We start from the raw sequence: 21,094 nt of genomic DNA, 5'->3' as shown, positions 1-21,094 counted from the left end.
GGTGGGTGTTCAGAAATCTGAACACCCACCTCGTGAGTCAGCTTTGCTCAGTCCAGCGGAACCGGCTCGACGCCGTAGCGCGCCAGACGCTCCCTGCCGCCGTCCGGGGCGGTGAGCACCCAAATGCCCTTGGCGTGGCGGGCAACCGTGTGCTCCCAATGGGATGCTCGGGAACCATCAGCGGTGACGACAGTCCATTCGTCATCAAGCGTGCGGCTGTCAGCGCCGCCGGTGGTGAGCATCGGCTCAATGCAGATGGCCATACCCGGCTTGATCTTCGGACCGCGCTTCTTCACCGCGTAGTTGAGCACTTCCGGTTCCATGTGCATCTGCGAACCGATGCCGTGACCCGTGAAGTCTTCGATCAGCCCGCCTTCGAGTTCAGGTGCGTTTTCCAACACCCAGCCCTCAATGGCCGCACCGATTTCGTCGATGTGCTTGGCACGCGAAAAAGCCGCGATACCCGCCCACATGGACTCTTCCGTCGCATCAGACACCCGAAGGTCCTGCTTGCGCGCAGCTTCGCGTCCGCCCACAAAAACAGTGATAGCGGAATCGCCGTGCCAGCCGTCAACGATCGCACCTCCATCAATCGACACCATGTCTCCCTCTTTGAGGACGATGTCGTCAGACGGGATTCCGTGAACGATGACGTCATTGACCGAAACGCACAGCGTGGCTGGATAGCCCATGTAGCCCAAGAAGTTCGACGTTGCGCCGTGCTCCTCAATAACCCGGGCTCCAGCGGCATCGACGTCTTCCGTCGTAGCGCCGGGCACGCAGGCGGCCGCAGCTGCTTCCAAAGCAGCACGGGTGACCAGACCCGCACGACGCATTGTGCGGATCTGGTCGTCCGTCTTCAATTCGATCTTAGGACCGAACATCAGCCTTCAAGTACTTTCATAATCCGCTCGGTGATGGCATCGATTTCCCCGAGGCCGTCCACCTGACGCAGCAGACCGCGGCGACGGTAGATGTCAGTCAACGGCTGAGTCTGCTCTTCGTACACATCCATACGGTGGCGGATGACATCTTCAGTGTCGTCCGAACGGCCCTCAGTCTGGGCGCGAGCTAGCAGGCGGCCGACAATCTCATCGGTGTCAGCAGTCAGTTCGACAACAGCATCCAGGCTGTGGCCAGCTGCTTCCAGCATCTTGTCGAGCTCATTCACCTGAGCCTCAGTGCGGGGGTAGCCGTCGAGGAGGAAGCCCTCCTTGGCATCGTCCTGCTGCAGACGGTCGGCAACCATCGAGTTGGTGACCTCGTCCGGTACGTATTCGCCAGCGTCCATGTAGCGCTTAGCCTTCTTGCCCAGTTCGGTTTCGCCCTTCACGTTCGCACGGAAGATATCTCCGGTCGAAATAGCGGGGATCGACAGCGTGGAGCTGAGCTTGGCGGCCTGCGTGCCCTTGCCGGCACCGGGAGGGCCGATGAGGATGATGCGCTTTGTCATGTGCGTCCTTCCGATTTGTTCCTAATCGAATGCTACCTAAGCGCACAGACCCGAACCCCAACCGGTCTGGTCAGGATTCGGGTCTGCGCTCTGGTCAAAGGTGTAAGTGAGCTTTCCCGCTTATCAGCGCAGGAGACCTTCGTAGTGGCGCTGCTGCATCTGCGAATCGATCTGCTTGACCGTTTCGAGACCGACACCCACCACAATGAGGATCGAAGTACCGCCGAACGGGAAGTCCTGGTTCGCATCGACAAGCACCAGGGCGATCAGCGGGATCATGGCCACAAACGCGAGGTACAGCGAACCGGGAGCCGTGATGCGGTTCAGAACGAAGCGCAGGTAGTCCTCGGTGGGCTTGCCGGCACGAATACCCGGAATGAATCCGCCGTATTTCTTCATGTTGTCGGCAACCTCTTCCGGGTTGAACGTGATCGCAACGTAGAAGAAAGCGAAGAAGATGGTCAGACCAGCGTAGACCGCCATGTAGATCGGGTGGTCACCGCGCGCCAAGTACGTGTTGATCCACTGCACCCAACCGGATTCGGGATTGCCGAACTGGGAAATGAGCTGCGGCAGGTACAGGATCGAGCTTGCGAAGATGACCGGGATAACACCGGCCTGGTTGACCTTGATCGGAATGTAGGTCGAAGTTCCGCCGAACATACGACGGCCCACCATGCGCTTGGCGTACTGCACCGGAATGCGGCGCTGCGACTGCTCGACGAAGACAACCAGGGCAACAACCAGCAGACCAACCAGGCAGACAATCGCAAAGATATCCGGGCCCTTTGACTTCAGAATCGAACCGAAAGCAGTCGGGAAGCCCGCCGCAACAGAAGTGAAGATCAGCAGCGACATGCCGTTGCCGACCCCGCGCTCCGTGATCTGCTCACCGAGCCACATGATGAGCGCGGTACCGGCAGTCAGGGTCAGGACAATGATGAGCTGTGCCCACCATTCGTCACGTACGATGATGTTTTCACAGCCTTCGACGTTGCCGAACAGAGCGCCAGTGCGGACGGTTGTGACAAGAGTCGTAGCGTTCAGGACCGCCAGACCGATAGTCATGTAGCGGGTGTACTGCGTCAGCTTGGCCTGACCGGAAGCGCCTTCCTTGTGCAGAGCCTCAAAACGCGGAATCACAACGCGCAGAAGCTGCGTGATAATCGACGCCGTGATGTAGGGCATGATGCCCAGCGCGAAGATCGACAGCTTCAGCAGAGCACCACCGGAGAACAGGTTGATCATGCCGAACGCGCCCGAATTCAGCTGCGGATTCGACACACACTGCTGAACGTTCGCGTAGTCAATGCCCGGCGCAGGAATAAAGCTGCCCAAGCGGAAGAGCACGATGATGCCCAAAGTGAAGAGGAGTTTGTTCCTCAGATCCGGGGTCCGGAAGGCTCTACCGATAGCGCCGAACAAACGTCCTCCTGAGATAAGGAACCTCCGAGCCGGAAATTTCAGGCACGACGATTCCGCAGACAGATACCGCAGGTACTTTACTCGGGTCCACCAAGCCAAGCAAACCCGAGTCTGAGATACCAGGCGACCGGCACCTCGCCCCCTGCCCCACACAAAACAGACGAGGCGGAGGTCAAGTTGACCTCCGCCTCGTCAGCGAAATCAGACAGCCTCAGCTGTCGTCAATCAGGCTTCAGTAGCGGTACCGCCGGCAGCCTTGATCTTTTCGATCGCAGAACCGGAGAACTTCTGAGCCGTAATGTTGATCTTCACGGTAAGTTCGCCCTCACCAAGAACCTTGACGGGCTGCTTGGCGCGAACAGCGCCCTTCTCAACCAGATCGGCAACAGTGATGTCGCCGCCTTCCGGGAACAGAGTCTGCAGCTTGTCCAGGTTGACGACCGCGTAGGTCACCTTGTTCGGGTTCTTGAAACCGCGGAGCTTCGGCAGACGCATGTGCAGCGGCGTCTGGCCACCCTCAAAGCCGTGGGGAACCTGGTAACGGGCCTGCGTGCCCTTGGTTCCGCGGCCTGCGGTCTTACCGCCCTTACCTGCTTCACCGCGACCGTAGCGCTGCTTGGCGGTCTTTTCGCCCTTAGCGGGGCGCAGGTGGTGAAGCTTGAGTGCGCGTTCTTCAGCCATGTCAGTCCACCTCTTCGCACTTAACCAGGTGGCGCACAGCGTTGACCATGCCGCGAACCTCAGGACGGTCTTCGCGAATCACCGAGTGGTGAAGACGCTTGAGACCCAGGGTGCGAATGGTTTCACGGTGCTGTGGCTTGCCACCGATTGTCGACTTGATCTGCGTAATCTTCAGCTTCTTAGCCATCAGGCGCTAGCCCCGCTTTCTGCTGCGCGCAGAAGAGCGTGCGGAGCAACTTCGTCAACCGGAAGACCACGGCGAGCCGCGACTTCCTCCGGACGCTCCAGGCCCTTCAGCGCTGCGATGGTGGCGTGCACGATGTTGATGGCGTTAGCCGAACCCAACGACTTCGAAAGAATGTCGTGGATGCCAGCGCAGTCGAGGACGGCGCGGACCGGACCACCGGCGATAACACCGGTACCGGCCGAAGCCGGACGCAGCAGGACAACGCCAGCGGCGTCTTCACCCTGCACCGGGTGCGGAATGGTCTTCTCGATGCGGGGAACGCGGAAGAAGTTCTTCTTCGCTTCCTCAACACCCTTGGCAATAGCCGCGGGAACTTCCTTGGCCTTGCCGTAGCCCATGCCGACCATGCCATCGCCATCGCCCACAACGACCAGGGCGGTGAAGGAGAAACGGCGTCCGCCCTTCACAACCTTGGACACGCGGTTGATGGTGACAACGTGCTCAATGAACTGGTTCTTGTCTTCGCGCTCACCGCGTCCACCGCGGCGACCGCCCTGGCCGCGACCACGACCGCGACCGCGATCGGGGTTCTGCTGCTCAGTCTGGTTTGTCTTCTCTTCGTTGCTCACAGCGCCAGACCTCCTTCACGTGCGCCCTCTGCGATTGCGGCCACACGGCCGTGGTAGGCGTTGCCGCCGCGGTCAAAGACGACAGCCTCAACACCGACAGCCTTCGCGCGTTCGGCGATCAGTTCGCCGACCTTGCGGGCCTTTGCGGTCTTGTCGCCGTCGAACGAACGCAGCTCGGTTTCCATGGTGGAAGCCGAAGCAACGGTCTTGCCGGCTTCGTCGTCGATAACCTGGACGAACACGTGACGCGACGAACGGGTCACCGAAAGACGGGGACGTTCGGGCGTGCCGTTGATGTGCTTGCGCAGACGAGCGTGGCGACGGTTGCGTGCAGCAGTCTTGGACTTGCCGCGGCTCTTCTTCAATCCGAAGGCCATGGTTACTTACCAGCCTTTCCAACCTTGCGGCGAACCTGTTCGCCTGCGTAGCGGACACCCTTGCCCTTGTAGGGTTCGGGCTTGCGAAGCTTGCGGATGTTCGCAGCGACTTCGCCGACAAGCTGCTTGTCGATTCCGCTGACGGTGAGTTTGTTGTTGCCCTCAACCGTGAAGGTGATTCCCTTCGGAGCGGCAACCGGGATCGAGTGCGAGTAGCCCAGCGACATTTCGATGTCGCTGCCCTTCGCCTGAACGCGGTAACCGGTGCCGACGATCTCGAGCTTCTTCTCGTAGCCCTGGGTCACACCGATGATCATGTTGTCGACCATCGTGCGCGACAGACCGTGCAGGGCGCGGGATTCGCGCTCTTCGTTCGGACGCTCAAGGGTGATGACGCCGTCTTCCAGTGCAACCGTGATCGGTTCTGCAACGGTGTGGCTCAGTTCGCCCTTGGGGCCCTTCACGTTGACGGTCTGGCCGTCGATCTTGACCTCAACACCGCTGGGGACGGAGATGGGGCGCTTGCCGATACGTGACATTGTGCTCTCTCCTTTCCCTTACCAGACGTAGGCGAGGACTTCCCCGCCCACACCCTTCTTAGCTGCCGTGCGGTCAGTCATGAGACCGGACGACGTGGACAGAATCGCGATGCCGAGACCGCCGAGAACCTTCGGCAGGTTCGTGCTCTTGGCGTAGACGCGAAGACCGGGCTTGGAGATGCGCTTGAGGCCGGCGATCGAACGTTCACGGTTCGGGCCGAACTTCAGGTCCATTTCCAGGATCTTGCCAACACGAGCGTCTTCGACGCGGTAGTCGGCGATGTAGCCCTCGGCCTTGAGGATGTCGGCGATGTTTGCCTTCAGCTTGCTGTGCGGCATGCTGACATCCTCGTGGTACGCCGAGTTGGCGTTGCGCAGACGCGTAAGCATGTCTGCGACTGGGTCAGTCATAGTCATTGGGCTTTAGCCCTTCCTCGCTGCGGTTTCTGTGCCGGTCCCCTAGGGTCCCGGCACGGACCTTCAACGTAGTGGTTCAGTTTGTCTTAAAGGGGAAGCCCAGGTGCTTGATAAGCGCCCGGCCCTCTTCGTCGGTCTTGGCGGTCGTGACGATCGTGATGTCCATACCGCGAACACGGTCGATGCTGTCCTGGTTGATTTCGTGGAACATCGACTGTTCGGTCAGGCCGAAGGTGTAGTTTCCGTTGCCGTCGAACTGGCGGTCCGAGAGTCCGCGGAAGTCGCGGATACGCGGCAGAGCCAGCGAAATGGTGCGGTCAAGGAATTCCCACATGCGTGCACGGCGCAGAGTCACGTGAGCGCCGATGGGCTGACCTTCACGCAGCTTGAACTGTGCGATCGACTTGCGTGCGCGGGTGACAACCGGCTTCTGACCCGTGATGAGGGTCAGGTCGTTGATCGCGCCTTCGATGAGCTTCGAGTCACGCGCGGCGTCACCAACACCCATGTTCACGACGACCTTTTCGATCGTAGGAACCTGCATGGGGTTCGCGTAGTTGAACTCCTCCTGCATCTTCGCGACGATTTCGTTGCGGTAGAACTCGCGCAGTCGAGGTGCAGGACGGCTGGTTGCTGTTGCTTCAGTCATCAGATGTCCTCTCCGGTACGACGCGAGTAGCGGACGCGGACGGTCTTGGTACGGCCGTCGCGTTCAACCTTTTCCTCGCGGAAGCCCACGCGGGTCGGCTTGTTGTCCTTGGGGTCAACGAGCATGACGTTCGAAACGTGAATCGGAGCTTCGTGGATCTCGATGCCGCCGGCGGTGGCGCCGGCTGCGGTCTGAGTGGCGCGCTTGTGCTTGGTGATGCGGTTGACGCCTTCGACCAGAACACGCTGGCGTTCGGGGTACACGGCCAGGACCTTGCCCTGCTTGCCGCGGTCGCCGCCGCGCTCCTGCTTAGCACCGGCGATCACCTGAACGGTGTCGCCCTTCTTGATGTGCAGCTTAGGTGCCGTCATTCTTACAACACCTCCGGTGCGAGCGAGATGATCTTCATGAACTTCTTTTCGCGCAGTTCACGGCCCACGGGGCCGAAGATGCGGGTACCGCGCGGTTCACCGTCGGTCTTGAGGATGACGGCTGCGTTTTCGTCGAACGAAATGTATGAACCGTCGTTGCGGCGCTGTGCCTTGCGGGTGCGCACAACGACAGCCTTGACGATGTCGCCCTTCTTAACGTTGCCGCCGGGGATTGCGTCCTTGACCGTGGCGACGATCGTGTCACCGACGGACGCGTAGCGACGTCCTGAACCCCCGAGGATCCGGATGGCCAGGATTTCCTTGGCTCCGGTGTTGTCAGCGACTTTGAGTCGCGACTCCTGCTGGATCAATGTCTTCTCCTGTCGTCACGCTGGTTCTCGTTATGAGCCTTGCGGAACGGTTGTGTTTACAGTGCCCGTGTGCGGTTCCCCGGTAGCCGCCCCCAGGAGTGGGGGCGGGACCGGGGTGGACCGCAGCTGGTGGCCGCGAATTACTTGGCGCGCTCGATGATCTCTACGAGTCGCCAGCGCTTCGTTGCCGAGTACGGACGGGTCTCAGCAACACGCACGAGGTCGCCAACACCTGCGGTGTTGTCTTCGTCGTGGGCCTTGAACTTGGTGGTCGTGCGCATGATCTTGCCGTACAGACGGTGCTGTTTGCGGCGCTCGACCTCAACCACGATGGTCTTGTCCATTTTGTCAGACACAACGTAGCCGCGCGCGGTCTTACGGCTGCCGCGCTGGGTGGTTTCTGTCACTTCAGACATCACTTGCCCTCTTCCTTAGCGTCAGCCGGGTTGGTGCGGAGCAGAAGCTCGCGTTCGCGAAGCACGGTGTAGATGCGTGCAATGTCCTTCCGGACGGCCTTCACACGGCCGGGGTTTTCGAGCTGGCCGGTTGCGGCCTGGAAGCGCAGGTTGAACAGTTCAGCCTTTGCCTTCTTGAGCTCTTCGCCCAGACGTTCGTTGTTGTAGCCGTCGAGAACGTCCATGGTCAGATCCTTGGATCCTACTGCCACGTCATTCACCACCTTCACGAGAAACAATGCGGGCCTTCATCGGAAGCTTGTGGATTGCGAGGCGCAGAGCTTCGCGGGCCACCTCTTCCGAAACACCGCCGAGTTCGAACATGATGCGTCCGGGCTTGACGGGAGCAACCCACCATTCGGGCGAACCCTTACCGGAACCCATACGGGTTTCAGCAGGCTTCTTGGTAATGGGGCGGTCCGGGAAGATGTTGATCCAGACCTTACCGCCGCGCTTGATGTGGCGCGTCATGGCAATACGAGCTGCTTCGATCTGACGGTTGGTCACGTATGCAGCGTCGAGTGCCTGAATGCCCCATTCACCGAATGCAAGTTCGGTTCCGCCCTTGGCGTAGCCGTCGAGGTTGGGGTGGTGCGGCTTACGGTACTTAACACGACGAGGGATCAGCACGTGTCAGCCCTCCGTTCCGGCTGCTGCTTCTTTCGAAGCTGCAGCATTGTCGTTCTTCTGCTGAGCTGCACCCTGGCCGCCGCGTCCGCGTCCACCGCGTCCGCGACCACGACCACCGCGTCCACCGCGCTGGTTGGTCTGTGCAGCTTCCTGAGCGGCAAGTTCCTTGTCGGTCATGTCGCCGCGGTAAACCCAGACCTTCACGCCGATGCGGCCGAAGGTGGTGTGAGCTTCGTAGAAGCCGTAGTCGATGTTCGCGCGCAGGGTGTGCAGCGGCACACGGCCTTCGCGGTAGAACTCCGAACGGCTCATTTCAGCACCGCCGAGGCGGCCCGAGCACTGCACACGAATGCCCTTGGCACCAGCGCGCTGTGCGGACTGGATTGCCTTGCGCATTGCGCGGCGGAACGCCACGCGGCTTGCGAGCTGCTCGGCAACACCCTGGGCGACCAGCTGAGCGTTGACCTCGGGGTTCTTGACTTCGAGGATGTTCAGCTGGATCTGCTTGCCGGTGAGCTTTTCGAGCTTCGAGCGCAGACGGTCGGCTTCCGCACCGCGGCGGCCGATGACGATGCCCGGGCGTGCCGTGTGGATGTCCACGCGGACACGGTCGCGGGTGCGCTCGATGTTGATCTTTGCGAGACCTGCGCGTTCGAGATCGGTTTCGAGCATCTTGCGAATGCGGATGTCTTCGCCGACGTAGTCCTTGTAGCGCTGACCCTTAACGGTCGAGTCCGAGAACCACTTCGAACGGTGATCGGTGGTGATGCCCATCCGGAACCCGGTGGGGTTGATCTTCTGACCCATCAGGCGTTCTCCTTCCCATCAGCGTCCGAGCCGTCCGTGAGGACCACGGTGATGTGGCTGGTGCGCTTGTCGATGCGGTGTGCACGACCCTGGGCGCGAGGACGGAACCGCTTCATGGTCGGTCCTTCGTCAACGTAGATCTCCGAGATCACGAGGTCGTCTTCATTGAATGCAACGCCGAGCTTGTCAGCTTCCTGACGGGCGTTGCTGATGCCCGATGCGACGAGTTTGTAGACAGGCTCAGATGCAGCCTGGGGAACAAACTTGAGCATCGCGAGTGCTTCGGTTGCCTGCTGACCACGAACGAGGTCAACGACACGCCGAGCCTTCATGGGCGTCACACGCAGAAAGCGTGCCTTCGCCTTGGCTTCCATCGTTTCCTTCTCTCCTTATAGGACCCGTAGGGGCGCGGCTCAGCCGCGGCGGCCCTTGCGGTCGTCCTTGTCGTGGCCGCGGAACGTCCGCGTCGGTGCGAATTCGCCGAGCTTGTGCCCGACCATTGATTCAGTGATGAACACTGGGACGTGCTTGCGTCCGTCGTGAACCGCGATGGTGTGTCCCAGGAAGTCCGGGATGATCATCGAGCGACGCGACCACGTCTTGATTACGTTGTTGGTGCCCTTTTCGTTCTGAGCGGCGACCTTCTGGAAAAGGTGCTCGTCTACGAAGGGGCCCTTCTTCAAGCTACGAGGCATTTTCTAGGCTCCCTATCAGCGCTTCTTGCCGGTGCGACGGCGGCGCACGATGTACTTGTCGCTTTCGCGGTTCGGACGGCGGGTGCGTCCTTCCGGCTGGCCCCAGGGGCTGACCGGGTGACGACCACCGGAGGTGCGGCCTTCACCACCACCGTGCGGGTGGTCGATCGGGTTCATTGCAACACCGCGGACAGTCGGGCGGATGCCCTTCCAGCGCATACGGCCGGCCTTGCCCCAGCTGATGTTGGCCTGTTCGGCGTTGCCGACTTCACCGACGGTTGCGCGGCAGCGAGCATCAACGTTGCGGATTTCGCCCGAAGGCATGCGCAGCTGTGCGTAGCGACCGAACTTGGCCACGAGCTGAGCCGAGGTGCCGGCGCTGCGGCCGATCTTGGCTCCGCCGCCGGGGCGAAGTTCGATTGCGTGGATCACGGTGCCGACGGGGATGTTCTGCAGCGGCAGAGCATTGCCCGGCTTGATGTCAGCCTGTGCTCCAGCTTCGACGCGGTCGCCCTGCTTGAGCTTGTTCGGAGCGAGGATGTAGCGCTTCTCGCCGTCAACGTAGTGCAGCAGTGCGATGCGTGCGGTGCGGTTCGGGTCGTATTCGATGTGTGCGACCTTTGCCGGGACGCCGTCCTTGTCGTGACGACGGAAGTCGATCACGCGGTACTGGCGCTTGTGGCCACCGCCCTGGTGACGGGTGGTGATCCGGCCCTGGCTGTTTCGGCCGCCCTTCTTCGGCAGCGGACGCAGAAGCGACTTCTCCGGCGTAGACCGGGTCACTTCGACGAAGTCCGCGACCGACGAGCCACGGCGGCCCGGGGTCGTGGGCTTGTACTTACGGATTCCCATGAGTCTTCAATTCCTTCTGAACTGGATCGCTTAGAGCGATCCGCCGAAAATGTCGATCGATCCTTCGCGAAGGGCGACAACGGCGCGCTTGGTGTTCTTGCGCTTGCCGTAACCGGTGCGGGTGCGCGTGCGCTTGCCCTCGCGGTTGAAGGTGTTCACCTTGTCGACCTTGACGCCGAAGATGCTTTCGATGGCGTACTTGATTTCGGTTTTGTTCGACCGGGGATCAACGAGGAAGGTGTACTTGCCTTCGTCCATGAGCCCGTAGGTCTTTTCCGAAACGACCGGCGCGATGATGATGTCGCGCGGGTCCTTGATGGTTACGCTGCTCACTTGGCTGCCTCCTCGTTCTTGCCGAGGTAAGCGTTGAGAGCTGCCTCGGTGAAGATGATGTCGTCGGCCATCAGCACGTCGTAGGTGTTCAGCTGTCCCCAGTGCAGGGTGTGCACGTTGGGCAGGTTGCGAACCGAAAGCTCGGTGACCTGGTCGTCATTCGTGACGACGACAAGCTGGTGCTTGTTGCTCGAGAGCTTTTCGATTGCTGCGCGAGCTGCCTTGGTCGAAGGCTTGTCGCCGTCGACGAGGGCGGTCACTGCGTGAACCTGGCCGAAGCGCGCGCGGTCCGAGAGTGCGCCGCGCAGAGCTGCTGCCTTCATCTTCTTGGGGGTGCGCTGCGAGTAGTCGCGCGGAACCGGACCGTGGACGATGCCACCGCCGGCGAACTGCGGAGCGCGGATCGAGCCCTGGCGTGCGTTGCCGGTGCCCTTCTGGCGCCACGGCTTGCGGCCACCACCGCGGACTTCAGCGCGGGTCTTGGTTTTGTGCGTTCCCTGGCGGGCAGCTGCGAGCTGCGCGGTCACGACCTGGTGAATGAGCGCGACGTTGGTCGGCACATCGAAGATCGCGGCGGGCAGTTCAGCGGTTCCGGCCTTCTTGCCGGCTGCGTCGAGAACGTCGATTGACTTGGTTTCAGCCATCGGAGTCATGCTCCCTTCACTGCAGAGCGAACGAGGACGACAGCACCCTTGGCTCCCGGAACAGCACCCTTGACCAGCAGGACATTGTTTTCAGTGTCGACTGCGTGGATCGTGAGGTTCTGGGTGGTCTGCTTGACGTTGCCCATACGGCCGGCCATGCGCTGACCCTTGAAGACGCGGCCGGGGGTGGCTGCGCCGCCGATCGAACCGGGCTTGCGGTGGTTGCGGTGCTGACCGTGCGAGGCGCCGACACCAGCAAAGCCGTGGCGCTTCATAACGCCTGCGTGGCCCTTGCCCTTGGTGTTGGCAGTCACGTCAACCTTGGTGCCGGCTTCGAACACGTCGACGCCGAATTCCTGGCCGAGCGAGTATTCGCCGGCGTCGGCCGTGCGGAGCTCAACCAGGTAGCGGCGGGGCGTAACGCCAGCCTTGTCGAAGTGACCGGCGGTCGGCTTGTTGACCTTGCGCGGGTCGATTTCGCCGGAGCCGATCTGGATTGCTGCGTAGCCGTCGGTTTCGACGTCGCGGATCTGGGTGACAACGTTGGTGTCAACTGCGACGGCGGTGACGGGAACGAGGTTGCCCTCTTCGTCCCACACCTGGGTCATGCCGAGCTTCTTGCCGAGCAGGCCCTTGAAGGTGCGGGTAGTGGGAAGGGCCTTGGAACGGGTGTTAGCCATTGAAAGTCCCTCCCTTAGAGCTTGATCTCGATGTTGACGTCGTCGGCCAGGTCAAGACGCATGAGCGAGTCAACAGCCTTGGGCGTCGGGTCGACGATGTCGATAAGCCGCTTGTGGGTGCGCATTTCGAAGTGCTCGCGGCTGTCCTTGTACTTGTGAGGCGACCGAATAACGCAGTACACGTTCTTTTCAGTCGGCAACGGCACGGGGCCCACAACCGTAGCGCCAGCGCGTGTGACGGTCTCCACGATCTTGCGTGCAGCACTGTCGATCACAGCGTGGTCGTACGACTTGAGCCTGATGCGGATCTTCTGTCCGGCCATGGCGTCGTAACTCCATCCTTTGTTCTTCCTGGCCATCAACCACCTGTCCTTGCGGATCTGGCGGTTTGCACCAGCTGTTCTTCCGACCCCCGCGGTCGGGCGTGTCGCGAACTTCTTTTTAAAAAAGCTGCCTGGGCAGTGCGACTCGCTTGCAGAGTTGCCTCGGTGATCCGAACCCGAACTGGATTCACTTCCGATGTTTCCGGGCATCCGACTGATGCCGAGCAGGGGTCTGCGCCCGAAAACGCAACTTATCTATCTTGGCACACCTAGCACACAAGCTCAAATTCATAAGCGATGTCGTGCATCACGGCGTGCCGCCCCTCCCCTGTTGACAGCAAAGAGCCCCGTGGTCGAAACCACGGGGCTCTTAGTCAGGCTGTCAGAAGATCAGGCGTGGATCTTGGTGACGCGGCCTGCGCCGACGGTGCGTCCACCTTCGCGGATTGCGAAGCGGAGGCCTTCTTCCATGGCGACCGGCTGAATGAGCTCGACCGACATTTCGGTGTCGTCGCCGGGCATGACCATCTCGGTGCCCTCAGGCAGCGTGATGACGCCGGTGACGTCCGTGGTGCGGAAGTAGAACTGCGGACGGTAGTTCGAGTAGAAGGGGTTGTGGCGGCCGCCTTCTTCCTTCGACAGGATGTAGACCTGTGCGTCGAACTTGGTGTGCGGGGTGATGCTGCCGGGCTTCACGATGACCTGACCGCGCTCAACGTCTTCGCGCTTGGTACCGCGGAGCAGCAGACCAACGTTTTCACCTGCACGAGCGTCCGGCAGGGTCTTGCGGAACATTTCGATTGCGGTGACGGTGGTCTTCGAGGACTGCGGCTTGATGCCGACGATCTCGATTTCTTCGTTGGGCAGCAGGATGCCGCGCTCAACACGACCGGTGACGACGGTACCGCGACCGGTAATGGTGAAGACGTCTTCCACAGGCATGAGGAAGTCCTTGTCGATGTCGCGCTCCGGTTCCGGAACGTTTTCGTCGACAGCTGCCATGAGGTCCTGAACCGACTTGACCCATTCCGGGTCGCCTTCGAGTGCCTTGAGCGCCGAAACGCGGACAACCGGAGCGTCGTCGCCGGGGAATTCCTGGTCAGACAGGAGTTCGCGAACTTCCATTTCGACGAGGTCGAAGAGGTCTTCGTCGTCGATCATGTCGGACTTGTTCAGAGCCACGACGATGTAGGGAACGCCAACCTGGCGAGCGAGCAGAACGTGCTCACGGGTCTGGGGCATCGGGCCGTCGGTTGCAGCGACGACCAGGATTGCGCCGTCCATCTGGGCGGCACCGGTGATCATGTTCTTCACGTAGTCAGCGTGACCGGGAGCGTCGACGTGTGCGTAGTGACGCTTTTCGGTCTCGTACTCAACGTGCGAAACGTTGATGGTAATACCACGTTCACGCTCTTCGGGAGCGTTGTCGACCTGGTCGAAAGCACGTGCTTCGTTGAGGTCGGGGTACTGGTCTGCAAGGACCTTCGTGATTGCCGCGGTCAGAGTCGTCTTACCGTGGTCAACGTGACCAATGGTACCGATGTTGACGTGCGGCTTAGTCCTTTCGAAGCTAGCCTTTGCCACTGGGTTCCTCCTAGTGATTGGTGCGGCGCAAGCTTGTGAGCGCCGCGCCTTTTTACTTGTTGCGCCCGGCGGGGCAGCGTTCAGCTTCCCCACCGAGCAACGGGGAGATTATTCTCCGCCGCGGGTCTTTTGGATGATTTCGTCCGAAACGTTCTGCGGAACTTCGGCGTACGAGTGGAACTGCATGCCGTAGACGGCACGTCCCTGCGTCTTGGAACGCAGGTCGCCGATGTAGCCGAACATTTCCGACAGCGGGACGAGTGCACGGACAACCTTAATGCCGGTAGCGTCTTCCATCGACTGGACCTGTCCGCGACGCGAGTTCAAGTCACCGATGACGTCGCCCATGTACTCCTCAGGAGTACGGACTTCGACATCCATGAGCGGCTCGAGCAGCACGGGGCGCGCCTTGGGAGCGGCCTCCTTGAATGCCATCGAACCTGCGAGCTTGAACGCCATTTCCGACGAGTCGACGTCGTGGTAAGCACCGTCGACCAGCGTGGCCTTGATGCCGACCATCGGGTAGCCGGCGAGAACACCGACCTGCATGGCATCCTGGATGCCCGCGTCAACCGACGGGATGTATTCGCGGGGCACACGGCCACCGGTGATCGCGTTGTCGAATTCGTAGATCTTGTCGCCTTCGACCTCCATCGGTTCGATGGTGATCTGAACCTTGGCGAACTGACCCGAACCACCGGTCTGCTTCTTGTGCGTGTAGTCGTACTTTTCGACTGTCTTGCGAATGGTTTCGCGGTACGCAACCTGAGGCTTGCCGATGTTGGCTTCGACCTTGAATTCACGCTTCATGCGGTCGACGAAGACGTCGAGGTGAAGTTCACCCATACCGCCGATTTCGGTCTGGCCGGTTTCTTCGTTCAGGTTGACCGTGAACGTCGGGTCTTCCTTCACGAGCTTCTGAATAGCCGAGGACAGCTTCTCCTGGTCGCCCTTCGTCTTAGGTTCGATCGAAACGAAGATAACGGGCTCGGGGAATGCCATCGACTCAAGAACAACCGGGTTGGCCGGGTCGGACAGGGTGTCACCGGTGGTGGTGTCCTTCAGACCGATGAAAGCGTAGATGTGACCTGCGAATGCCTCTTCAACAGGGTTTTCCTTGTTGGAGTGCATCTGGAAGAGCTTGCCGACGCGTTCGCGCTTGCCGGTGGTGGTGTTCAGCAGCGTGTCACCGGACTTCACGTGACCGGAGTACACGCGAATGTAGGTGAGCGAGCCGAAGAACGGGTGGGTGGCAACCTTGAAGGCCAGAGCCGAGAACGGTTCGTCCTTCGAGGGCTTGCGCACGACCTCTTCGTTTTCCTTGCCGTAGACGAGGCCGGTGACCGGCGGAACGTCGAGCGGCGAGGGCAGGTAGTCGATGACCGCGTCGAGGACCTTCTGCACACCCTTGTTCTTGAAAGCCGAACCGCACATGACGGGGAAGGCCTCCGAGGCAATGGTGAGCTGGCGGATGCCGGCTTTGATTTCGTCGATGGAGAGTTCGCCCTCTTCGAGGTACTTCTCCATGAGCTCTTCGTTGGCTTCGGCAACGTCTTCGACGAGAGCTGCGCGGTATTCTTCCGCACGCTCCTGCAGGTCAGCAGGGATTTCAATTTCCTGCATGTCCTGGCCCATCTTGGTTTCGTCCGGCCAGACGTAGGCCTTCATTTCGAGGAGGTCGACAACGCCCTCGAAGTCGCTTTCAGCGCCGATGGGCAGCTGGATGACCAGCGGCTTAGCGCCGAGGCGGTCCTTGATGGTGCCGACGGTGTAGTAGAAGTCAGCACCGAGCTTGTCCATCTTGTTAACGAAGCAGACGCGCGGAACGTCGTACTTGTCAGCCTGACGCCAAACGGTTTCGGACTGCGGCTCAACACCTTCCTTACCGTCGAACACAGCAACTGCGCCGTCAAGAACGCGGAGCGAACGCTCCACTTCCACGGTGAAGTCGACGTGCCCGGGGGTGTCGATGATGTTGATCTGGTTGTCTTCCCAGTAGCAGGTCGTGGCGGCCGACGTAATCGTGATGCCGCGCTCCTGTTCCTGCTCCATCCAGTCCATCGTCGAAGCGCCGTCGTGGGTTTCGCCCAGCTTGTAGTTGACGCCGGTGTAGAACAGGATTCGTTCGGTGGTTGTTGTCTTACCAGCATCAATGTGAGCCATGATGCCGATGTTGCGGACCTTGTTAAGGTCAGTCAGCACTTCAAGTGCCACGGTGTCCCTCTCTCGTAAGAAGTACCTGGACAAGCAGTACCCGCCGAAACGGGCACCGTTTGATTATTACCAGCGGTAGTGAGCGAAGGCCTTGTTGGACTCAGCCATCTTGTGCATGTCCTCGCGGCGCTTCACAGCAGCACCAAGGCCATTGGATGCGTCGAGGATTTCGTTCATCAGACGCTCGGTCATCGTCTTTTCACGACGCTGACGAGCGAACTGAACCAGCCAGCGCAGAGCCAGCGTGGTGGAACGGGCGGGGCGGACGTCAACCGGCACCTGGTAGGTGGCACCGCCGACGCGGCGGGAGCGGACCTCCAGCGACGGACGAATGTTGTCGAGCGCCTTCTTCAGAAGGGTCAGAGCCTCGACGTTGGCCTTCTCCGAAGCGCTTTCGAGTGCTCCGTAGACGATGCGCTCAGCGGTGGAGCGCTTGCCGTCGAGAAGAACCTTGTTGATGAGCTGGGTGACCAGCGGTGAGTTGTAGACCGGGTCGATGGCGACCGGGCGCTTAGGTGCGGGACCCTTACGCGGCATTACTTCTTCTCCTTCTTCGCTCCGTAGCGGCTGCGAGCCTGCTGACGGCCCTTAACGGGCTGAGTGTCGAGTGCACCGCGAACAATCTTGTAGCGGACACCGGGGAGGTCCTTCACACGGCCTCCGCGAACGAGCACAATCGAGTGCTCCTGGAGGTTGTGGCCTTCACCCGGGATGTAGGCGGTCACTTCGATCTGCGAAGAGAGCTTGACACGTGCGACCTTGCGCAGTGCCGAGTTGGGCTTCTTCGGCGTGGTCGTGTACACACGGGTGCACACGCCGCGACGCTGCGGGCTGCCCTTAAGAGCAGGCGTAGCGTTCTTCGCCGGCTTGTCGTGTCGTCCCTTACGGACGAGCTGCTGAATTGTAGGCACTTATCAGGTTCTCCGATGCTTCTCGTTGTTCCTAATCTCCTGAGGGTTCAGGAGCATATCCTTCTGCGGCCGGGTGAAGCTGCGTGCCCGACTGCAGATGCAGTTCTTCGCCGCCGTCATCAGCGCAGCTGCGCTGATTGTCGGTTTATGGCGAACAACCGCCGGTGCCGGTGATAACCGTGTGATGATGAAAACTCCACCGTCAACAGACAACAGCACCGTCTGCCGAAAAATCGCAGATACACCTAGAGTAACCCTCGGCGAGCCACTCGGTCAAAACACGGTCGTTCGGTGCTTGACCTGGCGGTTTCAGGCGTTCCAACTGTAACGCGTCTGGAGAGGTGTTTTGCACCGAATTTGCCTAGGATTCGCTCATTCTCCGCATTTATTCCATGTCGCGCATCCGGCTCGCGCATTATGGTTGAAGAATGACTGATCACCGGCCCGCCGACGACAACAGCCCAGACCGGAAGCTGATCCGCGCGTCAGACCACGACCGCGACGATGTCCTCCGCGTTCTCTCTGCTGCGCACGCCGCGGGCCGGCTGTCACCCGAAGAGCTTGATGAACGCCAAAGCACCGTATTGGCCAGCGTCTACCTTCACGAACTGCCGCCGATCATCGACGACCTTCCCGAAGGCCGCGAAGTCGAGTCCCGCATCCGCGAGGAAACAGACGTCCCCAAGCCGGGCGGCACCTCGTCAGCTGTGCAGCCGAAGAAGAGCACTGTTCCCGCGCGGCCCGGAGACGGGCCGTCGGTTACAGACATCGCGGTTCTCGGCGGATCCACCAAGACGATCGCCGCGAACACCCCGGAGGTGACGTGCTTCGCGCTCATGGGCGGCAGCGACCTCTATCTGTCTGAAGTCTGCAGGCCGGGCGCAGAAATCACCATCATCAGCGTGAACACAATGGGCGGTGCAGACATCTACGTGCCCGCAGGCGTGCGCATCATCGACCACTCAGTGAATATTCTCGGCGGCAACGACATCAAGCCCAACGCTCTAGGCGACGGTTCAAACGGAACGCTGATCATCAAAGGCTTCAACCTCATGGGCGGAAACGACGTTCAGTTGGACCCGCGCAGCCGGCCCGACGGCAGGTAAACCTTCTTGAGAAGCAGACCAAGGTGAGCGGCGCCTCGTAAGAACAACCCTGGTAGGCCAAACCCAGCAGCAGACCCCCGCACCAGCCCACCGCCCACCAGCCCCTCCGCACACACGGACGAAAGGACCACAGTGAAGATCGGAATTCTGACCTCCGGCGGCGACTGCCCCGGACTCAACGCAGTCATCCGAGGCGCCGTCCGCAAGGGCGTACGGCTCTTCGGTGACGAATTCGTGGGCATCCGGGACGGATGGCGTGGCCTGCTGGAGGGCGACCTGCACCCCCTGACCACGCACGATGTGCGCGGCATCAGCGGCCGAGGCGGAACTATTCTCGGCACGTCTCGCACCCACCCGTACTCCGGGGGTGGGCCGGATGCGATGCGCCAGGTCATGAAGGACAACGGGATCGACGGGGTGATTGCCATCGGCGGCGAGGGCACCCTCGCTGGTGCCGCGCGGCTCGCTGACGATGAGGGACTGCCCGTGGTTGGTGTTCCCAAAACCATTGACAACGACCTCGGCAGCACTGACTACACGTTCGGCTTCGACACAGCGGCGGCTATTGCCACGCGGTCCATCGATGCCCTGCGCACCACAGCAGAATCGCACCACCGGTGCATGGTCGTTGAGGTTATGGGCCGGCACGTCGGCTGGATTGCGCTGCACGCCGGTATGGCCGCCGGCGCACAGGCCATCCTGTTGCCCGAATTCCCCGTGACGATGGAACGGGTCGTCGAATGGGTTGAAAGCGCCCGCGATCGCGGCCGCGCACCGATTGTCGTCGTCGCAGAAGGGTTCGTGCCGGTCGGCGTTGACGCAGAAGAAGGCGTGGCGGCGATCGCTGCTGATGGTAGGCCGAGGTTCGGCGGAATCGGCGACTACGTTGCAGCTGAGGTCGAACGCATGACGGGCATCGAAACCCGCGCGACAATCCTCGGCCACCTGCAGCGCGGCGGCGTTCCCACCGCCTACGACCGCGTACTCGCCACACGGCTGGGCCTGGCCGCAGTCGACCTCATCCACGACGCCAGCTGGGGCTACATGACCAGCCTCTCCGGCACCGACATCATCCGCGTACCCATGGCCGACGCCGTTGAATCTCTGAAGGCCGTGCCGAAGGAACGCTGGGACGAACTCGAAGCGCTGCTGGGGTAGGGGCGGTCTGGCGAGGTGGGGCTCAGTTGGGGGCTCGGCGGTACTGGAGCTCCGCCTCGGCGGTTCAGCCCTTACCACTTAGGCGGTTTGCCCTTTCACCTCGGCGGTTTGCCCATAAAAACACCCGTTAGCCGGAATCTGCGCTTTAGCCGCGAGGAAACTCCCTTAAGCCGGAATCTGCGGCTCAGCAACCACTGCTAACGGGAGTTTTTGTTGCTAAAGCGCGGGCCACAGTTACGGGTGGGACTCCCGAGGTGGAGGACCAGGATTGCGTTGGACCTCAGGAGGATGTGGGGTCCTCCCCCGGGGCATGCACTTCAGTGTGCTTGTTGCCGGGCGTGCGCTCCTTCAGCCGAGTGCGCCCACTGCAGCCAGGCGCGCCCTCAGCTGAAGCGGGTTCTGCAGGTCGTTCCACATGATCCGCACCACCGTGTAGCCGAGCACGTGAAGCCTGTGTTCGCGCTGCTTTTCGAGCAGGAACTGATCGCCGCGTTCATTGATTCCACCGGTGGCAGTGTCGCGATACTTTACGGACCCGTCGAACTCGATGATGATGCGCTTGTCTGGAATCAGGCCGTCGACCCGAGCTGCGAACTCGCCGTTTTCGTCGACTATGTCGGCCTGCTGGACCAGCCCTTTGACGCCGAGGTTGCGGATAATCACCATGCAGACGCTTTCACCGAAGGATTCAGCGAGCCCGGTCGAATACTCCATGAGCTTGACCACCCGCATCGAAGCAGAGAACTTCGCATTCGCAGCGATGATTTCGCGAGCTGCATACTTGTGGGCCTGGGCCTTCTCCGGTTCCGAGCGCAGAAGAGCATCAAACGCGGCAACTGCCTGCTCAAGCGAAATGTCAGTCGCAATATCCACCACGGTGCGCACTGGATTTGTGACTGGAATTCCATGCCACAGTGCTGTTTCCTCGGCTAGGCGGATCTGCCTTTGGCGCCTGGTGAATCTTTCACCGGACCGTGATCGTGACGGGTTGATGATCTGCACCTTATGCGGAATGGACAGCACGGGCAGACCATGAATCAAGGTGGCCGTTGTGTGGCTGAGAACATCGCCGTCGCTCAGCCGCCTGCCGATGAACTCAGCCTTGCCGAGGTGCTTCTTCTCCTGCAGGCCAAACCATGCGCGGCCCTTCCCTGCTGAGGAGGCCTCCCCCATCAGCTGCAGAATCTCCGGTTCCGCGAAACGGTTGAACTGAGTGTGTTTGGCGCAGGTTCGATTGACGAAATAGCAGGCCCGATACAGCCGCTCGAGGCAGCAGCCGACGGCACCTTCGACCTCCCACTTTTCAGCGCCGAAAGCCTTTGCTTCTTGGAGCGAAAACACGTTGAACATATGCAACTGTCTTCCGTAAACGCATCGCTCCACAACCCCACTATCCATATCTGTGGATAACTCTGTGGACTTGTGGACAATCATGGTTTAAGTCACAGGGGCCGGCGGAAACAAGACACCACTTAGCCACAAAAACACCCGTTAACCGGAATCTGCGCCTTAGCCGCACAAAAACACCCCTTAGCCGGGATCTGCGGCTTAGCAACAACTGCTAACGGGAGTTTTTGTTGCTAAAGCGTGGGCAGCAGATTTT

General features: G+C 60.8%; 30 protein-coding genes. 2 read left to right on the top strand and 28 right to left on the bottom strand.

Annotated elements, in window-relative coordinates; all coding sequences use genetic code 11:
• Positions 1-47: 47 nt before the first annotated feature.
• The 27 genes from map to rpsL form a co-directional block, all read right to left on the bottom strand.
• Positions 48-884: a type I methionyl aminopeptidase gene (map, locus tag Bravens_RS08235; protein ID WP_061941394.1), complete on the bottom strand. Its 837-nt coding sequence runs from the start codon at positions 882-884 to the stop codon at positions 48-50.
• Entirely contained in the window at positions 884-1,453 is a 570-nt protein-coding gene (locus Bravens_RS08230) for an adenylate kinase (RefSeq protein WP_062022173.1), read from the bottom strand. The genes map and Bravens_RS08230 overlap by 1 nt, the downstream gene beginning before the upstream one ends.
• A gap of 123 nt (positions 1,454-1,576) precedes the next feature.
• Positions 1,577-2,878, bottom strand: a complete 1,302-nt coding sequence (gene secY / locus Bravens_RS08225) for a preprotein translocase subunit SecY (protein WP_062022171.1) — start codon at positions 2,876-2,878, stop codon at positions 1,577-1,579.
• 225 nt (positions 2,879-3,103) lie between these two features.
• A complete protein-coding gene (rplO, locus tag Bravens_RS08220; RefSeq protein ID WP_061941400.1) occupies positions 3,104-3,559 on the bottom strand; it encodes a 50S ribosomal protein L15 in 456 nt (151 codons plus the stop codon).
• A 1-nt stretch (position 3,560) separates the two neighbouring features.
• The gene (gene rpmD, locus Bravens_RS08215) at positions 3,561-3,746 is read right to left on the bottom strand and encodes a 50S ribosomal protein L30 (RefSeq protein WP_019174653.1); all 186 of its coding nucleotides are present in this window, start codon (positions 3,744-3,746) and stop codon (positions 3,561-3,563) included.
• Entirely contained in the window at positions 3,746-4,375 is a 630-nt protein-coding gene (rpsE, locus tag Bravens_RS08210) for a 30S ribosomal protein S5 (protein WP_019174652.1), read from the bottom strand. Before rpsE ends, rpmD begins: the two co-directional genes overlap by 1 nt.
• Positions 4,372-4,752 carry a 50S ribosomal protein L18 gene (gene rplR / locus Bravens_RS08205; protein ID WP_019174651.1) on the bottom strand — a complete coding sequence of 127 codons (381 nt, stop codon included), beginning with the start codon at positions 4,750-4,752 and terminating at the stop codon, positions 4,372-4,374. Before rplR ends, rpsE begins: the two co-directional genes overlap by 4 nt.
• Before the next feature lie 2 nt (positions 4,753-4,754).
• On the bottom strand, positions 4,755-5,291 hold the full coding sequence (gene rplF, locus Bravens_RS08200; protein WP_019174650.1) for a 50S ribosomal protein L6: 537 nt from the start codon (positions 5,289-5,291) through the stop codon (positions 4,755-4,757).
• 18 nt (positions 5,292-5,309) lie between these two features.
• Positions 5,310-5,708 (bottom strand): 30S ribosomal protein S8, encoded by a 399-nt coding sequence (rpsH, locus tag Bravens_RS08195; protein WP_062022169.1) that lies wholly within the window; start codon positions 5,706-5,708, stop codon positions 5,310-5,312.
• Between the two features lie 76 nt (positions 5,709-5,784).
• Positions 5,785-6,357, bottom strand: a complete 573-nt coding sequence (rplE, locus tag Bravens_RS08190) for a 50S ribosomal protein L5 (protein WP_019174648.1) — start codon at positions 6,355-6,357, stop codon at positions 5,785-5,787.
• A complete protein-coding gene (gene rplX / locus Bravens_RS08185) occupies positions 6,357-6,728 on the bottom strand; it encodes a 50S ribosomal protein L24 (protein WP_019174647.1) in 372 nt (123 codons plus the stop codon). The genes rplE and rplX overlap by 1 nt, the downstream gene beginning before the upstream one ends.
• Before the next feature lie 2 nt (positions 6,729-6,730).
• Complete coding sequence (gene rplN / locus Bravens_RS08180; protein WP_019174646.1) at positions 6,731-7,099, bottom strand: 50S ribosomal protein L14; 369 nt, start codon at positions 7,097-7,099, stop codon at positions 6,731-6,733.
• Positions 7,100-7,239: 140 nt separating this feature from the next.
• Positions 7,240-7,515 carry a 30S ribosomal protein S17 gene (gene rpsQ / locus Bravens_RS08175; protein ID WP_026022713.1) on the bottom strand — a complete coding sequence of 92 codons (276 nt, stop codon included), beginning with the start codon at positions 7,513-7,515 and terminating at the stop codon, positions 7,240-7,242.
• Positions 7,515-7,766 carry a 50S ribosomal protein L29 gene (gene rpmC / locus Bravens_RS08170; protein ID WP_026022712.1) on the bottom strand — a complete coding sequence of 84 codons (252 nt, stop codon included), beginning with the start codon at positions 7,764-7,766 and terminating at the stop codon, positions 7,515-7,517. The genes rpsQ and rpmC overlap by 1 nt, the downstream gene beginning before the upstream one ends.
• Position 7,767: 1 nt before the next feature.
• Complete coding sequence (gene rplP, locus Bravens_RS08165; RefSeq protein WP_019174643.1) at positions 7,768-8,184, bottom strand: 50S ribosomal protein L16; 417 nt, start codon at positions 8,182-8,184, stop codon at positions 7,768-7,770.
• Positions 8,185-8,187: 3 nt separating this feature from the next.
• Positions 8,188-8,991: a 30S ribosomal protein S3 gene (gene rpsC / locus Bravens_RS08160; RefSeq protein ID WP_019174642.1), complete on the bottom strand. Its 804-nt coding sequence runs from the start codon at positions 8,989-8,991 to the stop codon at positions 8,188-8,190.
• A complete protein-coding gene (rplV, locus tag Bravens_RS08155) occupies positions 8,991-9,365 on the bottom strand; it encodes a 50S ribosomal protein L22 (protein WP_019174641.1) in 375 nt (124 codons plus the stop codon). The genes rpsC and rplV overlap by 1 nt, the downstream gene beginning before the upstream one ends.
• A 39-nt stretch (positions 9,366-9,404) precedes the next feature.
• Positions 9,405-9,686 (bottom strand): 30S ribosomal protein S19, encoded by a 282-nt coding sequence (rpsS, locus tag Bravens_RS08150; protein ID WP_026022711.1) that lies wholly within the window; start codon positions 9,684-9,686, stop codon positions 9,405-9,407.
• 15 nt (positions 9,687-9,701) lie between these two features.
• Positions 9,702-10,538, bottom strand: a complete 837-nt coding sequence (gene rplB, locus Bravens_RS08145; protein ID WP_019174639.1) for a 50S ribosomal protein L2 — start codon at positions 10,536-10,538, stop codon at positions 9,702-9,704.
• A 30-nt stretch (positions 10,539-10,568) separates the two neighbouring features.
• Positions 10,569-10,871, bottom strand: a complete 303-nt coding sequence (gene rplW, locus Bravens_RS08140; protein WP_019174638.1) for a 50S ribosomal protein L23 — start codon at positions 10,869-10,871, stop codon at positions 10,569-10,571.
• Complete coding sequence (gene rplD / locus Bravens_RS08135; RefSeq protein ID WP_061941422.1) at positions 10,868-11,515, bottom strand: 50S ribosomal protein L4; 648 nt, start codon at positions 11,513-11,515, stop codon at positions 10,868-10,870. The genes rplW and rplD overlap by 4 nt, the downstream gene beginning before the upstream one ends.
• Positions 11,516-11,520: 5 nt before the next feature.
• Entirely contained in the window at positions 11,521-12,195 is a 675-nt protein-coding gene (gene rplC / locus Bravens_RS08130) for a 50S ribosomal protein L3 (RefSeq protein ID WP_019174636.1), read from the bottom strand.
• 14 nt (positions 12,196-12,209) lie between these two features.
• Complete coding sequence (gene rpsJ / locus Bravens_RS08125; protein WP_019174635.1) at positions 12,210-12,518, bottom strand: 30S ribosomal protein S10; 309 nt, start codon at positions 12,516-12,518, stop codon at positions 12,210-12,212.
• Between the two features lie 390 nt (positions 12,519-12,908).
• Positions 12,909-14,102, bottom strand: coding sequence for an elongation factor Tu (gene tuf, locus Bravens_RS08120; RefSeq protein WP_061941402.1), 1,194 nt, complete (start codon positions 14,100-14,102; stop codon positions 12,909-12,911).
• 108 nt (positions 14,103-14,210) lie between these two features.
• The gene (fusA, locus tag Bravens_RS08115; RefSeq protein ID WP_062022166.1) at positions 14,211-16,316 is read right to left on the bottom strand and encodes an elongation factor G; all 2,106 of its coding nucleotides are present in this window, start codon (positions 16,314-16,316) and stop codon (positions 14,211-14,213) included.
• 66 nt (positions 16,317-16,382) lie between these two features.
• Entirely contained in the window at positions 16,383-16,853 is a 471-nt protein-coding gene (gene rpsG / locus Bravens_RS08110) for a 30S ribosomal protein S7 (protein ID WP_019174632.1), read from the bottom strand.
• Positions 16,853-17,227: a 30S ribosomal protein S12 gene (rpsL, locus tag Bravens_RS08105; RefSeq protein ID WP_019174631.1), complete on the bottom strand. Its 375-nt coding sequence runs from the start codon at positions 17,225-17,227 to the stop codon at positions 16,853-16,855. Before rpsL ends, rpsG begins: the two co-directional genes overlap by 1 nt.
• A gap of 428 nt (positions 17,228-17,655) precedes the next feature.
• Here rpsL and Bravens_RS08100 point away from each other — a divergent pair, with 428 nt between their 5' ends.
• On the top strand, positions 17,656-18,333 hold the full coding sequence (locus tag Bravens_RS08100) for a DUF1707 SHOCT-like domain-containing protein (protein ID WP_062022164.1): 678 nt from the start codon (positions 17,656-17,658) through the stop codon (positions 18,331-18,333).
• 132 nt (positions 18,334-18,465) lie between these two features.
• Positions 18,466-19,491, top strand: coding sequence for an ATP-dependent 6-phosphofructokinase (locus tag Bravens_RS08095; RefSeq protein WP_061941408.1), 1,026 nt, complete (start codon positions 18,466-18,468; stop codon positions 19,489-19,491).
• A 348-nt stretch (positions 19,492-19,839) separates the two neighbouring features.
• Here the strand turns inward: Bravens_RS08095 and Bravens_RS08090 are convergent, their stop codons facing one another.
• On the bottom strand, positions 19,840-20,841 hold the full coding sequence (locus Bravens_RS08090) for a PDDEXK family nuclease (protein ID WP_062022161.1): 1,002 nt from the start codon (positions 20,839-20,841) through the stop codon (positions 19,840-19,842).
• Positions 20,842-21,094 lie beyond the last annotated feature (253 nt).

Source organism: Brevibacterium ravenspurgense, assembly GCF_001584615.1.
Taxonomy (GTDB): Bacteria; Actinomycetota; Actinomycetes; order Actinomycetales; family Brevibacteriaceae; genus Brevibacterium; species Brevibacterium ravenspurgense.
Note: the sequence above shows the minus strand (reverse complement) of the source record. Positions and strands in the feature narration are given on the sequence as shown.

What these genes read in the sequence shown, in the direction of transcription:
- map (WP_061941394.1), bottom strand. Translation starts at nt 884, where the DNA reads ATGTTCGGTCCTAAGATCGAATTGAAGACGGACGACCAGATCCGCACA.
- Bravens_RS08230 (WP_062022173.1), bottom strand. Translation starts at nt 1,453, where the DNA reads ATGACAAAGCGCATCATCCTCATCGGCCCTCCCGGTGCCGGCAAGGGC.
- rplO (WP_061941400.1), bottom strand. Translation starts at nt 3,559, where the DNA reads ATGGCTGAAGAACGCGCACTCAAGCTTCACCACCTGCGCCCCGCTAAG.
- rpmD (WP_019174653.1), bottom strand. Translation starts at nt 3,746, where the DNA reads ATGGCTAAGAAGCTGAAGATTACGCAGATCAAGTCGACAATCGGTGGC.
- rplR (WP_019174651.1), bottom strand. Translation starts at nt 4,752, where the DNA reads ATGGCCTTCGGATTGAAGAAGAGCCGCGGCAAGTCCAAGACTGCTGCA.
- rplF (WP_019174650.1), bottom strand. Translation starts at nt 5,291, where the DNA reads ATGTCACGTATCGGCAAGCGCCCCATCTCCGTCCCCAGCGGTGTTGAG.
- rpsH (WP_062022169.1), bottom strand. Translation starts at nt 5,708, where the DNA reads ATGACTATGACTGACCCAGTCGCAGACATGCTTACGCGTCTGCGCAAC.
- rplE (WP_019174648.1), bottom strand. Translation starts at nt 6,357, where the DNA reads ATGACTGAAGCAACAGCAACCAGCCGTCCTGCACCTCGACTGCGCGAG.
- rplX (WP_019174647.1), bottom strand. Translation starts at nt 6,728, where the DNA reads ATGACGGCACCTAAGCTGCACATCAAGAAGGGCGACACCGTTCAGGTG.
- rpsQ (WP_026022713.1), bottom strand. Translation starts at nt 7,515, where the DNA reads ATGTCTGAAGTGACAGAAACCACCCAGCGCGGCAGCCGTAAGACCGCG.
- rpsC (WP_019174642.1), bottom strand. Translation starts at nt 8,991, where the DNA reads ATGGGTCAGAAGATCAACCCCACCGGGTTCCGGATGGGCATCACCACC.
- rplV (WP_019174641.1), bottom strand. Translation starts at nt 9,365, where the DNA reads ATGGAAGCCAAGGCGAAGGCACGCTTTCTGCGTGTGACGCCCATGAAG.
- rpsS (WP_026022711.1), bottom strand. Translation starts at nt 9,686, where the DNA reads ATGCCTCGTAGCTTGAAGAAGGGCCCCTTCGTAGACGAGCACCTTTTC.
- rplB (WP_019174639.1), bottom strand. Translation starts at nt 10,538, where the DNA reads ATGGGAATCCGTAAGTACAAGCCCACGACCCCGGGCCGCCGTGGCTCG.
- rplD (WP_061941422.1), bottom strand. Translation starts at nt 11,515, where the DNA reads ATGGCTGAAACCAAGTCAATCGACGTTCTCGACGCAGCCGGCAAGAAG.
- rplC (WP_019174636.1), bottom strand. Translation starts at nt 12,195, where the DNA reads ATGGCTAACACCCGTTCCAAGGCCCTTCCCACTACCCGCACCTTCAAG.
- rpsJ (WP_019174635.1), bottom strand. Translation starts at nt 12,518, where the DNA reads ATGGCCGGACAGAAGATCCGCATCAGGCTCAAGTCGTACGACCACGCT.
- rpsG (WP_019174632.1), bottom strand. Translation starts at nt 16,853, where the DNA reads ATGCCGCGTAAGGGTCCCGCACCTAAGCGCCCGGTCGCCATCGACCCG.
- Bravens_RS08100 (WP_062022164.1), top strand. Translation starts at nt 17,656, where the DNA reads ATGACTGATCACCGGCCCGCCGACGACAACAGCCCAGACCGGAAGCTG.
- Bravens_RS08090 (WP_062022161.1), bottom strand. Translation starts at nt 20,841, where the DNA reads ATGTTCAACGTGTTTTCGCTCCAAGAAGCAAAGGCTTTCGGCGCTGAA.